The sequence below is a fragment of the Flavobacterium sp. B167r genome (assembly GCF_056824315.1).
Window position 1 is genome coordinate 1,492,329 of the sequence record NZ_CP124859.1, and the last position, 13,630, is coordinate 1,505,958.

Genomic DNA, 13,630 nt, shown 5'->3' on the forward strand with positions numbered 1-13,630 from the left:
GGAAAATTACTTGTCTTTTAAAAATTATTTCGTTTCAATAATGCTGATCGCATAACCTCCTCCAGGAGCAGATAACTGAGATAATTTTGATTTGTTTGTTACAGCAATTTTATTGATTGTATAAGCTTGCGGATTTGTTTTGTAATGCGCATCTTTTGCATCAGCATAAATTGTTGCTGTATATTTTTTACCTTTTTCAAGGAAACTAAAATCGATGTTTGAAGTACGAGAAGTTTCTCCGTTTACGTTTCCAACGAACCAGTTGTTTGTTCCTTTTGCTTTACGGGCAACAGTGATAAAATCTCCAGGCTCAGCCTCGATATATTTACTTTCAGACCAATCTACAGCCACATCTTTAATGAATTGGAATGCATCCGGAAAACGGTTATAGTTTTCTGGAGTATCAGCAGCCATTTGTAATGGACTGTACATAGTAACATATAAAGCCAATTGGTTAGCAATTGTACTGTTTACATGCGATTTGTTCTCAGGATTCATTTTGCTGATATCCATTTCGAAGATTCCAGGCGTGTAATCCATTGGACCACCGATTAATCTTGTGAAAGGTAAAACAGTTACGTGATTTGGTTTAGAACCACCAAAAGCTTGGTATTCTGTTCCTCTTGCCGCTTCGTTTCCAATTAAGTTAGGATACGTTCTCGCAATTCCTGTTGGGCGAACTGCTTCGTGAGCGTTCACCATAATTTTGTAATCAGCCGCTTTTTCGATTGCATATTGGTAGTGATTTACAATCCATTGATCGTAATGATTTTCGCCACGAGGCAAAATATCACCAACGTAACCGCTTTTTACAGCATCGTATCCGTTGTCTTTCATGAATTTGTAAGCTGCATCCATGTGGCGCTCGTAGTTGCGTGTAGAACCAGAAGTTTCGTGGTGCATGATGATTTTTACACCTTTAGATTTTGCATATTCATGAAGACCTTTTACATCAAAATCTGGGTAAGGAGTCAAGAAATCGAATACATAATCTTTAGAATGTCCAAACCAGTCTTCCCAGCCTTCGTTCCATCCTTCAACTAAAACAGCATCGAAACCATTTGCAGCAGCGAAATCAATGTATTTTTTTACGTTAGCATTGTTTGCTCCGTGCGTTCCGTTTGGTTTTGCTTTCGCGAAATCTGTAACACCCAATTGAACTGTTGGATAATCGTTAGTATATGACCAAGAGCTTTTTCCTGTAATCATTTCCCACCAAACACCAACATATTTTACTGGTTTAATCCAAGATGTATCGTCAATTTTTGAAGGATCGTTTAAGTTGTAAGTCATTTTTGAAGCCAAGATTTCTCTAGCGTCATCGCTAACCATAATTGTTCTCCAAGGCGAATGACCCGGCGCCTGAATATAGCCTTTATCGCCTTTTGCATCTGGCGTTAACCAAGATTCGAAAACTAAGTTTTTGTCATCTAAATTCAAGTGCATACAAGAATAATCAATCAAAGCTGCTTCGTGCAAGTTGATGTAGATTCCATCAGCTGTTTTTAGCATCAAAGAAGTTTGAACTCCTGTTGGAGAAAAATTCTTTTGAGAAACGTTTGCCGTATACGCTTTTTGAGATAAACCTCTAATTTCAGATAATTTCGATTTTGTATAATCGTATTCCTGAGTATCATAATCTCCAGGGATCCAGAAAGCAGTGTGATCACCAGTCATTGCAAATTGAGATCTTTCTTCTTTGATTACAAAATAAGTAAGGTTTTTTTGGGTTGGAAATTCATATCTAAATCCAAGTCCGTCTTCGAATAAACGAAAACGAATTACGATTTGTCTGTCAGTTCCTTTTTGGTTTAAAGTAACTGCCAATTCGTTATAATGATTTCTGATTTGATCAACTTCTCCCCAAACTGGTTTCCAAGTTTCATCAAAAGTTGAAGTTTTTGTGTCAACAACAGTAAAGTCATTCAATAAAGATTTTTTGTCATCTTTTAATTCAAGACCTAATTTACTGGTTTTTACAACTTCTTTGTTTTTATATTTTAAATTATAAGTTGGAGTTCCATCGCTTTGAAGCGAAAATTCCATTACGAACTTTCCTTCGGGTGACTTTAATTGTTGCGCTTTTGCAATGGTGCTAACCGCAAACAAAACTAAACTTGCGAAAAATAAGTTTTTCATGTTTTTGAGTTTTAGTGTATTTTGATTTAATTAATTTGCTCTAATTTATTGGCAGTTATCGTTTTTCCGTTTACCACAATCGTTAAATCCTGATCACCATCTACAGTAAAAGTGGTTTCATTTTGACTTACAGATACAGTTAGAATTTGATGTCTGAAATTAATTTTAAACGAATAGGCTTCCCATTCTTTTGGAATTTTTGGAGAGAAATGAAGCTGGTCATTTTTCACACGCATTCCGCCAAAACCTTCCACGATACTCATCCAAGTTCCCGCCATTGATGTGATGTGACAACCTTCTTCCACTTCTTTATTATAATCATCCAAATCCAGACGAGAAGTTCTTAAATAGAAAGTATAAGCCATATCCATTTTATCTAAAAGAGCAGCCTGAATAGAATGTACGCAAGGCGAAAGTGAACTTTCGTGAACGGTAAATGATTCATAAAAATCGAAATTACGTTCTAATTCTTCTCTCGAAAAATGATCTTCAAAGAAATAAAAACACTGTAAAACGTCCGCTTGTTTAATATAAGGTGAACGTAAAACGCGATCCCAAGACCATTTTTGGTTGATTGGACGCTGTGATTTATCTAAATCTTTTACAGGAACTAAATCTTTGTCTAAGAAACCGTCTTGTTGTAAATAAATTCCAAGTTCTTTTGAAGTTGGAAAATACATATTATCGGCAACTTTTTTCCAATCCTGAATTTCATCCGCGGAAAGCGTAACTTTTTCTAAAACGCGTTTGTGATCTGCAGGATATTCTAGCGCCACTTTAGTAATTTGTTCCGAAGCAAAATCGATACACCATTTCGCAATATAATTCGTGTAGAAATTATTGTTAATGTTGTTTTCGTATTCGTTTGGACCTGTAACTCCCAAAATCACGTATTGATTTTTTTCTTTTGAAAAAGAAGCCCTTTGATGCCAAAAACGCGCAATTCCGATTAAAACTTCTAAACCTTTTTCGGGAATATAAGAGTAATCTCCCGTGTAACGGTAATAATTGTAAATCGCAAAAGCAATTGCTCCGTTTCTGTGAATTTCTTCGTGTGTGATTTCCCATTCGTTGTGACATTCTTCACCATTCATGGTTACCATTGGATATAAAGCTGCTCCGTTTTTGAAACCTAAATTATCTTTCGCGTTTTCAATCGCTTTGTCCAATTGATTGAAACGATATGTCAATAAATTTCTTGCAACCTGCTGATCTTTCGTCGCCATGTAAAACGGAATACAATACGCTTCAGTGTCCCAATATGTTGAACCGCCGTATTTTTCTCCGGTAAATCCTTTTGGACCGATATTTAATCGGCTGTCTTTTCCTGAATAGGTTTGGTTCAATTGGAAGATGTTGAAACGAATTCCTTGTTGTGCTTTAACATCTCCATCAATTGTAATATCTGACATTTCCCAGATTTTTGCCCAGGCATTTACTTGATTTTGGAACAAACTTTCATATCCTAAACCAACAGCAGATTTGATTACTTTTTCGGCTGCAGCCAAAGTATTTTCGTGATTTAAAGAAACCGTATATCCTCCAATTTTTTGAATAGATGAGGTTTGTCCTTTCGCGATAATAGTTCCGTACGTATATTGAACTCTCTCTGTAGTCGAGTCGATTGTTGACGGAGAAATATTTGCATTTTCCCCATTTGCCAAAATCGTATTGTGCATGAAAGTCGTAACTTTAAAATGCGTTTTGAAAGTCTGAGCCGTTACAAAAGCTTCGTTTGTTCCTTTTTTAACTTCTAGAGGTTCCCAGAATTTTTCTTCCCAGTTGGCATCTTCATTGGTTACACCGGCATCAATATAAGGTTTGTAAACGATTTTAGCATCTTTGTTTAAAGGCGTAATATCGTATTTGATGATTCCGGTTTCATCCAAATCTAAAGAAAGAAAACGACGAACATTTACTGCGATTTCGGTTCCGTTTTTAAGAATTGCTTCGAAAGAACGATTGTACCAACCTTCTTTCATATTCAATTCTCTGCGGAAATTTCTAACTTCGGTACAATTGTGTAAATCAAGGTTTTCTTCGTTGATTTCAATGTCAATTCCAATCCAGTTTGGAGCATTCAAAACTTTGGCGAAATATTTTGGATAACCGTTTTTCCACCAACCCACTTTTGTTTTGTCCGGATAATAAATTCCGGCGATGTAACTTCCCTGAAAAGTTTCGCCCGAATACGTTTCTTCAAAATTGGCACGTTGTCCCATAGCACCGTTCCCGATGCTGAAAAGACTTTCAGACGATTTTACTCTCTCTGCATCAAATCCTTCTTCTATGATGGACCAATTGTCTGGTTTTATATAATCTTGATTCATTTCTTTTAATTAGATAATGTGGCAATTAGGGCAATTAGATAATTTGATAATTATCTTTTAGATATTATTTTTTTGCTTTTGAATTGCTTGGTGTTTTACATTTTTTTTTAGTGACACAATTTGTTGAGTGATAATTAAATTATTCTCATTTTTTGAAAATTATCTAATTATCAAATTTTCTCATTGACTAATTAAGTCGTTAATAAAGCCTGGTGCGATTTGGGTAAAATCTTTAAAAATATGATCAGCTTCATGTAAAATTGTTTCCTCACCAATTCCAACACTTACCATTTCTGCAATATTTGCTGCCTGAATTCCGGCAACAGAATCTTCAAATACAATTGAATTTTTTGGATCAATGTTTAATAATTGAGCCGCTTTTAAGAAAACTTCAGGATCTGGTTTTGCATTGGTAACGTCGTTTCCGTCAACAATAACATCGAAGTAAGACAGAATTCCTGTTTTTTCTAAAATTGGTCTTGCATTTTTACTGGCAGAGCCCAATGCAATTCCCTGATTTAAATCTTTTAAAAGTTGTAGAATTTTAAAAACTCCTGGAAGAATCTCACTTTCATCCATATCAACCAAATAAGATAAATAATCTTCGTTTTTTTGAATTAGCCATTTGTCTTTGTCTTCCTGAGAAGCCTCAACATTGCCTAATCCAAGTATGATGTCTAAAGAACGAACGCGGCTAACGCCTTTTAAAAGTTCGTTGTCTTCGTGTGTAAAGTTTATATTTAATGACTGAGCGATTTTTTGCCAGGCCAAAAAGTGGTATTTAGCGGTATCAACGATCACGCCGTCCAGGTCGAATATAAATGCTTTCTTGTTCATTATAGGAGGGAATTCTGATTTATGATTTTTGAGTAAAGTCGTCTACATCTTTTACTTTGTAAACTAATGCAGCGGCAATTAAGAAACTTACACCGCTGGTAACCAGAGCGTAAATCGCATCACCATTGTAAAGGTATTTTACAATTGGACCGCCAATTAATGCGTTTACAATTTGCGGAATAACAACAAAGAAGTTGAAAATTCCCATGTAAACACCCATTTTTTTAGGCGTAATAGAACCGGCAAGAATTGCATACGGCATAGCCAAAATACTTGCCCAAGCAACTCCAATTAAAATCATAGGCAATACAACCCAGTCTTCATTTGGCATGAAATAAATCGAGATTAATCCGATTCCTCCAATGACTAAAGAGAGAGAATGTGTTGATTTTCTTCCGATTTTTTTAGCGATATAGGGCAAGAAAAATAAAGCAATGATAGCTGAAACTAAATTGTAAACTCCAAAAAGAATTCCGACCCAGTCACCAGCATCTTGATATTGCTGACTTGAAGTATCGCTAAGCGGTAATTTGTAAATGTGATGTGCGATGGCCGGAGTTGTAAAAACCCACATTCCGAATAATCCAAACCAAGAAAAAAATTGCACCCAGCTAAGCTGACGCATTGTGGTTGGCATTTTTGCAAAATCAGTAAAGATGTCTGTGATTTTTGATTTTTCCTCAGAATCAGAAATCACTTCATTTTGCGGATCTTCAAATTTTGCCAATTCTTCCGGCGTGTATTCTTTGGTTGTGAACAAGGTTACTAAGATAGAACCAATTAAAACTGCCGCGCCAATGATAAATGACAGCGTTAAATTTAAAGGAACACTTCCAGGAACAGTGCTGTTTGGGACGTGAAACCATTTTGTTAAAACATAAGGCAAAGCCGAACCAATTACGGCACCAAAACCAATTAATGAAGTTTGAATACTGAAACCAGCAGTACGCTGATCTGTTCTTAAATTATCACCAACAAGCGCGCGAAACGGCTCCATGGCAATGTTGAAAGAAGCATCCATAATCATTAACATTCCGGCTCCAACCCATAAGGCAGGTAAAATAGAAATGAAAATATTAGCCTGCGGCATTAAAATTAATCCCACCGAAGCTAAAATTGCACCGACTAAAAAGAAAGGTTTTCTTCTTCCGAATTTTCCCCAGGTTTTATCGCTGTAATGACCAATAATAGGCTGTACTATTAATCCCATAAGGGGAGCAATAATCCAGAACCACGAAAGTTCATGTACATCGGCACCAAAAATTTGAAGAATTCTGCTGGCATTTGCATTTTGAAGTGCAAACCCCATTTGTATCCCCAAGAAACCGAAACTCATGTTCCAAATTTCCCAGAAACTTAATTTACGCTTTTCCATTATCGTAATTTGAAAAATTATACGATAAGCGCTTTGCTTATCAAAACTTACTGTTTTTTCGAAGTAAAAGTAAAAGCCTTGATGGGTGTAAAAGTATTAATTATTTTTTTATATCTGCTAATAAAAAAGCCATAAAAATTAATTATGGCTTCAGAAAGGTTTGATTTTAAGAATTTTAGTCAGTAGATTCTCTTTTTATTAAGTGGGTTTCTATGACTTCTGTTGTGTAATTTTCGTTTTCTTCTTCGTCATCGTCGTGTTCAGCTTCTAATCTTTCAATCAGCATTTTGGCTGCTTTATTTCCCATTTTTTCACCGCTTTGACTTACCGTTGTAATGCTTGGAGTGGAATATTTTGAGATAATTCCGTCAGTAAAAGCAATTACAGCTAAATCTTCAGGAACTTTTAGTCCCATTTTTGAAGCCGTTTTGATAATTGTTACTGCAAAAAGTTCATTTACAGCAAAAACGGCGTCGAAAGCTCTCGCATGTAAAAGCTCAGAAATGGTAATTTCGCAGGTATCGACATCTTCAATTTTGATAATTAAATCTTCGTTGAAAGGAATTCCGTTGTCTAAAAGTGCTTTTTCGTAACCGTCAGTTCTCAATTTCCCGACACTTACATAATCTACAGTGGTTACTAAAGCGATTTTTGTTCTTCCGTTATCAATCAAACTCTGAACGGCTTCGTAAGCAGCAGCTTTATCATCAATTATAACTTTATCGCACAAAATATCGTTCGTAACGCGGTCGAACATTACAACCGGCATTCCCTGATTGATGACTTCTGTAATGTGGTGAAAATCACCTTTGTACTGGGTTTCCTTAGAAAGTGACATGATAAATCCGTCGATACTTCCGTTGGCTAGCATCTCCATATTCAAAACCTCTTTATCGAAAGAATCATCAGATAAACAAATGACAACACTATAGCCGTGTTCGTTCGCAAACTGCTCAATTCCGTTGATTACAGTCGAGAAAAAATAATGTACAATTTCCGGAATGATAATACCAATACTTTTGGTTTTTCGGTTTTTTAGACTAAGGGCAATATTGTTGGGTTTATAGTTGTAAAACTTGGCAAAAGCCTGAACTTTTAATCGGGTTTCTTCACCAATTTCAAGACTATTTCTGAGTGATTTTGAGACAGTTGATATTGATACGTCAAGTTCCTTTGCAATCTGTTTTAGGGTTATTTTTCGTTTCATGCTTTTATTTGAAAAAAATCTAATTATTAATAAAGGTATCTAATATTTTTAGAATTGATAATTTTTGACTGAAAAGATTACAAAATATAGAAAGTTTTCAACACTACCACGTTTTCGTAACGCATTATAATTTGCCTATCGTCGAGCATGTTAATAAATTCATAATTTTGAAATTCGAAGTAAAATTAAAAACTCAACTAACGTTCAAAAACTCAAAACTAATTTAAACAAAAAGTATGAAAACAATTTACAAAAAGTTGTTATTTTTATTCCTATTGTTGCCTTTTACAGTGTTGGCTCAGAGCACTTTAAAAGGGACTGTTGTTGACAAAACAACAGGTCAGCCAATACCTGGAGTAAATGTAAATGTACAAGGTGCTCCAAATGGTGCATCAACAGGATTTGATGGAAATTACCAGCTGTCAAATGTTAAAAACGGTAACAAAATTGTTGTTTCTTTTATTGGATATAAAACAGAAACAATTGAGTATACTGGTCAAAAGACACTTAACATTTCTTTAGAAGAAGATACTAATCAACTTAAAGAAGTTGTGGTGCAAGTTGGTTATGGTACTGTGAAGAAAAAAGATGCAACGGGATCTGTTTCTCAAATCGCAGCGAAAGATTTTAATAAAGGTATTAACGTTACTCCAGAAACATTAATCAGCGGGCGTATTGCCGGTGTTAATGTAGTTGGAGGCGGAGCTCCAGGAGCAAAAGCAGATATTAGAATTCGTGGAGGATCTTCTTTAAGCGCTTCTAATGAGCCGTTAATTGTTATTGATGGGCTTCCTATGAGTAATGCAGTTCCAAATGGTTCTACAAGTGTTTTGTCTACAATTGACCCTAGTGATATTGAATCATTTACTGTTTTAAAAGATGCATCTGCGGCGGCAATTTACGGTTCTCGTGCTGCAAATGGTGTAATTGTAATTACTACTAAAAAAGGAACAAAAGGCGGAGTAAAAGTAAACTTTAGTTCTCAAGTTGGTATTAATACTGTTGCAAATACAGTAGACGTTTTAAGTGCAGATCAATATCGCGCTCTTGTAAACGAAAAAGGTACAGCTGAACAGAAAGCTTTATTAGGTACAGCGAACACTAATTGGCAGGACGAAATTTTCCATACTGCTTTAACGACAAATAATAATATTTCTGTAAGCGGATCATTATTTAATAAACTTCCAGTACGTTTATCTGTTGGAAACGTTGATAATCCTGGAATTTTAAGAAACACTTCTTTTGAGAGAACTACTACATCGTTATCGTTGAATCCAGTTTTATTTGATAATCATTTAAAAATTGATATTACAGGAAACTTGGCTTTTGGAAAAAATCAATTTCAAGATGAAGGAGCAGCAATTAGTAGTGCTATTATATTTGATCCAACACAGCCAGTTTATCAAGCAGGTTCTCGATATGGAGGATATTTTGAATGGTTGGAGCCAAATGGAAACGTACCATTGCTACCAGCAAGAAACCCTGTAGCAAGATTAAATCAAGAAGATAGAAGAGCAACTTCTACAAGAAAATGGGGTAACATTAGATTAGATTATAAGTTTCATTTCTTCGAAGATTTGAGAATCGTTGCTGAGGCGGGAATCGACAAATTTGATAGTGATGGTTATAATGCAATAAGCACTGAAAGTATTTTAGGATATCAGCCTACTACATTTGACAAAGGTAACTGGACTAATTTAGGTGGATATACACATTATACAGACAATCGTCAGAACAAAAACTTAAATACTTACTTTAATTATACTAAAGATATTGGTAAGTTTAAAATTGACGCAACAGCTGGTTATAACTATCAGTTATTCCAGAGAGAAGGGTTTAATTCAGGAGATATCAAACAGCCAAACCCACCTGCTGATGTTACTACAGATCCAGATGTTAATTTGCAATCGTATTTCGGACGTGTTAATTTAGGATACGACAGTAGATATTTATTGACTGTAAATTACAGAAGAGACGGAACTTCACGTTTCTCTAAAGAAAATAGATGGGGTAATTTTGCTGGAGGTGCTTTTGCATGGAATTTAGCAGAAGAAGCTTTCTTAAAAGGTAATGAAACTTTATCTAGCTTAAAATTAAGAGTTGGATACGGAACTACTGGACAGCAAGATATTCCACCGGCATACGATTATTTAAGACGTGTAACTTTAGGAACAATTAATACGCAATATGTTTTTAACGGTGTTATCTACAAAACGGCAAGACCTGAAGGATATAATGAAGATATTAAGTGGGAAGATTTAGCTGAGATGAACGTTGGTGTAGATTTTGGATTCCTAAATGAAAGAATAACAGGTTCAGTTAATTATTTTGATAAAAAATCGAGTGATTTATTAGCAAATATCCCTGTTCCAGATGGCGCAAATATTAGAAATCAAGGTTATAGTAATATTGGTAGCGTAAGAACAAAAGGGATGGAATTCAGTCTTCAGTCTGACATTGTTAAAAATGATAAATTAACATGGAATGTTGCAGTTAATGCCACTTATATTGATCAAAAAATCTCTGATTTAGGGAATACTGTTTCAGGATTTCAAGGATATTTAACAGGAGATAATATTGCAGGAGGAACTGGAAATCAGGTGTTAATACATTCTGAAGGATATGCGCCAAATTCATTCTTTGTATTTGAACAATTATATGATGCAAACAAACGACCAATTCAAGGTGCTTATGCAGATAGAAATGGTGATGGAGCTATTACAGATGCAGATCGTTACAAATTTCATAAGCCAACAGCAGATTATACGTTCGGATTATTCTCTACTTTAAATTACAAGCAGTTCGATTTTACAATGAACTGGAGAGCTAGTTTAGGAAACTATATTTTTGATAACGTAAGCTCTGATAAAGGATATTTAGAGGCTGGTTTAAGAAGGCAGTCTGACTTAGCTAACATTAGCACAGATTATTACAACACTGGTTTTACTACTGAAAGTAACTCCAATGGAACGCAGCGTAACTACTCAAATTATTTTGTAAAAGATGCTTCTTTTATCAAGCTAGATAATATTGTGTTAGGGTATACTTTTAATAAAACATTACTTAAAGCAGCTTCTTTGAGATTTACAGCTGGAGTACAAAATGTTTTTGTTCTGACAAAATACAACGGACTAGATCCTGAAAAATTCAACGGAATAGATAATAACGTTTATCCAAGAGCTAGAACATTTCTAGTTGGAGTAAATGCAAATTTCTAATAGTACATTGAAAATTAAATTTTAAAAATAAATAAAATGAAAATATCATTTAAATATATATCTTATTTTCTCCTATTCATTTTAGGATTGAATATGACACTTACTTCATGTACGAGTGACTTAGATGTGAAGCCAACAGATGATGATGAGTTTCTTTCTGATGATTTTTTTAAAGATCCAGAATCTTACAAACAAGTATTGGCAAAATTATATGCTGGTTTGTATGTAGGAGGTAATGATGGTGATGGTGATGCTGCTGTTCCTTCTAAAAGTCCAGATATCGCTGGATTGGGTGGTGATTTCAGTAGTTATTTGCGATTGCTTTTTGTTACTCAGGAGTTTCCTACTGACGAAGCTATTGTTGCTTGGTCTGATGATGGTTTGCCTGCAATAAATGGACAAAAATGGAGTCCTAGTAATCAGTTTTTATACGGGATTTTTTCAAGAGCATTTTATGAAATTAGCGTTGCTAATGAGTTTTTGAGACAAACAACAGATGAAAAGCTAACTGAGCGTAATGTTGATGCGGCTACAAAAGCTGAAATCGTAAGATTTAGAGCAGAAGTTCGTTTCCTTAGAGCATTTTCGTATGTTAACTTAATGGATTTGTTTGGTAATGTGCCAATTACTACAGAGAAAGATCCAGTTGGTTTCTTTTATCCAGAACAAAAAACAAGAGCTGAAGTTTTTGCTTTTGTGGAATCAGAATTAAAAGACATCGATGCGACTTTAGCTCCTTCTGGTGCTAATGAATATGGAAGAGTTGATAAAATTGCAGCTAAATTTTTATTAGCACAAATTTATTTAAATTCTAAAGTGTATGTCGGAACTGAAAGATATAATGAAGTAGCTACAATATGTAACGAAATTGTAGGTTCTACCTATACTTTTGCAGATGTGCCTTATCGTTACCTGTTCTCTGCTAATAATGATAGAAATGGAGCTCAAAAAGAGTTTATCTTCCCAATTATTGGAGACGGTAACGCTATTAGAGCGACAGGAGGAGGTATGAGTTTTATTCTTCATGCTTCTATCGGAGGAAGTATGGTCGCTGCTGATCAAGGTATGAACGGAGGTTGGTCAGGAATTAGAACAAGACCAGAATTTGTTCAATTGTTTCCTGATGCAACAGCAACTTCTGATAAAAGAGGAACATTTTATACCACAGGACAAACTTTAGATATCGCTGATTATGGAGTGTTTACAAATGGGTATGCAGTTACAAAATTCACCAATATAAATTCTGATGGTTCAGCTGCTCAAAGAAATGATATTCCTGATACTGATTTTCCGATGTTTAGATTGTCAGATGTGTACTTGATGTATGCTGAGGCTACTCTAAGAGGGGCTACAGCTGGTAACATCGCAACGGCTTTAGAATATGTGAACAAAATTAGAGTGAGAGCTGGTGCTGGTGTTATTACAACTTCTGATTTAACTCTCGACTTTCTTCTTGACGAGAGAGCAAGAGAATTGTTTTGGGAATGCCACAGAAGAACTGATTTAATTCGTTTTGGAAAATTTACTGGAGGATCTAAAATCTGGCAATGGAAAGGTGGCGTTAAAAACGGAAGCGGTACGGATTCTTACAGAGATTTAATGCCAATTCCAGCAAAAACGATTCAAGCGAACCCAACTTTAAAACAAAATCCAGGATACTAACTAACCCTTATAAAAAGTAAATAAAATGAAAAATATATATAAAATTTTAATCGCATTCATTGGTGTATTAGCAGTGTCATGTAATGCTGATGATGTAGAAGACAGACCAGTAATTACACCAGAATCTGCACCGGTTTTGCTAAGCCCTCAAAATGATTTTAATATTGTCCTTTCAAAAGAAAATGAAAAAGAGATTGCAACAACAGTAATTTGGGATTATGCAAAATACGATGGTACAGCAACTGTTGTAAATTATACTATTGAGATTGCAAAAGCAGGAACAAAATTTGCAGCACCTGTTGCAGTTACGACAACAACAGAACGTTATAGAGCTTTAACTGTTGCAGAATTAAATTCAGCTTTAGTTAACGGAGGTTTTATTGAGAAAGAAGAGAACAGTGTTGATATTCGTATTAAAGCTACTGTAGGTACAGGAGCTGAGGCACAATATTCTAATTTCTATACTTTTAAAGCGACTCCTTATCATACACCATTAGCAACTTCACACTGGTTAGTTGGTGCTGCTACTCCTGGAGGATGGTCTTGGGATGGCGATGCAGAAACTGAATTTCCATTAGTTGTTGGTAAAACAGATGTATACCAAGTAACTATAGTTCTTAAAAACGGAGAAGCATTTAGAGAATTCTTAGAGAATAATTTCACAAGCAATGGTAACTGGGATGCAAGTCATAACTATACTTACTATACAGGATTAGGTTATACTATAGATGACGAGTTGGTAAATGCAGGTGATGGTGATAATAACTTTCAATATACTGGACCAACTGGATCAAGAGTTTTAACAATAGATAATGGAGCGAAAAAAATCACTTTAGATTAATTTTTTGTACATATAAATAGA

The 13,630-nt window shown here is 35.0% G+C and carries 8 protein-coding genes; 3 read left to right on the plus strand and 5 right to left on the minus strand.

Annotated elements, in window-relative coordinates; all coding sequences use genetic code 11:
* Positions 1-24 precede the first annotated feature (24 nt).
* The 5 genes from QLQ96_RS06820 to QLQ96_RS06840 form a co-directional block, all read right to left on the minus strand.
* Positions 25-2,139: a glycoside hydrolase family 97 protein gene (locus QLQ96_RS06820; RefSeq protein ID WP_482495766.1), complete on the minus strand. Its 2,115-nt coding sequence runs from the start codon at positions 2,137-2,139 to the stop codon at positions 25-27.
* Between the two features lie 26 nt (positions 2,140-2,165).
* A complete protein-coding gene (locus QLQ96_RS06825; RefSeq protein ID WP_482495768.1) occupies positions 2,166-4,469 on the minus strand; it encodes a glycoside hydrolase family 65 protein in 2,304 nt (767 codons plus the stop codon).
* Positions 4,470-4,649: 180 nt separating this feature from the next.
* The gene (gene pgmB, locus QLQ96_RS06830) at positions 4,650-5,306 is read right to left on the minus strand and encodes a beta-phosphoglucomutase (protein ID WP_482495770.1); all 657 of its coding nucleotides are present in this window, start codon (positions 5,304-5,306) and stop codon (positions 4,650-4,652) included.
* Positions 5,307-5,325: 19 nt separating this feature from the next.
* Positions 5,326-6,681: an MFS transporter gene (locus QLQ96_RS06835; protein ID WP_482495771.1), complete on the minus strand. Its 1,356-nt coding sequence runs from the start codon at positions 6,679-6,681 to the stop codon at positions 5,326-5,328.
* A gap of 175 nt (positions 6,682-6,856) precedes the next feature.
* Entirely contained in the window at positions 6,857-7,888 is a 1,032-nt protein-coding gene (locus QLQ96_RS06840) for a LacI family DNA-binding transcriptional regulator (protein ID WP_482495773.1), read from the minus strand.
* A 236-nt stretch (positions 7,889-8,124) separates the two neighbouring features.
* Here QLQ96_RS06840 and QLQ96_RS06845 point away from each other — a divergent pair, with 236 nt between their 5' ends.
* From QLQ96_RS06845 to QLQ96_RS06855, 3 genes are read left to right on the plus strand one after another with little or no spacing between them, the layout of a single operon-like run.
* The gene (locus tag QLQ96_RS06845; RefSeq protein ID WP_482495774.1) at positions 8,125-11,106 is read left to right on the plus strand and encodes a SusC/RagA family TonB-linked outer membrane protein; all 2,982 of its coding nucleotides are present in this window, start codon (positions 8,125-8,127) and stop codon (positions 11,104-11,106) included.
* A 36-nt stretch (positions 11,107-11,142) separates the two neighbouring features.
* Positions 11,143-12,768 carry a RagB/SusD family nutrient uptake outer membrane protein gene (locus QLQ96_RS06850; protein WP_482495776.1) on the plus strand — a complete coding sequence of 542 codons (1,626 nt, stop codon included), beginning with the start codon at positions 11,143-11,145 and terminating at the stop codon, positions 12,766-12,768.
* A gap of 25 nt (positions 12,769-12,793) precedes the next feature.
* On the plus strand, positions 12,794-13,609 hold the full coding sequence (locus QLQ96_RS06855; protein ID WP_482495778.1) for a SusE domain-containing protein: 816 nt from the start codon (positions 12,794-12,796) through the stop codon (positions 13,607-13,609).
* The last annotated feature ends 21 nt before the right edge of the window (positions 13,610-13,630 follow it).

Coding starts and splice junctions, on each gene's coding strand:
- QLQ96_RS06820 (WP_482495766.1), bottom strand. CDS start 2,139: ATGAAAAACTTATTTTTCGCAAGTTTAGTTTTGTTTGCGGTTAGCACC.
- QLQ96_RS06825 (WP_482495768.1), bottom strand. CDS start 4,469: ATGAATCAAGATTATATAAAACCAGACAATTGGTCCATCATAGAAGAA.
- pgmB (WP_482495770.1), bottom strand. CDS start 5,306: ATGAACAAGAAAGCATTTATATTCGACCTGGACGGCGTGATCGTTGAT.
- QLQ96_RS06835 (WP_482495771.1), bottom strand. CDS start 6,681: ATGGAAAAGCGTAAATTAAGTTTCTGGGAAATTTGGAACATGAGTTTC.
- QLQ96_RS06840 (WP_482495773.1), bottom strand. CDS start 7,888: ATGAAACGAAAAATAACCCTAAAACAGATTGCAAAGGAACTTGACGTA.
- QLQ96_RS06845 (WP_482495774.1), top strand. CDS start 8,125: ATGAAAACAATTTACAAAAAGTTGTTATTTTTATTCCTATTGTTGCCT.
- QLQ96_RS06850 (WP_482495776.1), top strand. CDS start 11,143: ATGAAAATATCATTTAAATATATATCTTATTTTCTCCTATTCATTTTA.
- QLQ96_RS06855 (WP_482495778.1), top strand. CDS start 12,794: ATGAAAAATATATATAAAATTTTAATCGCATTCATTGGTGTATTAGCA.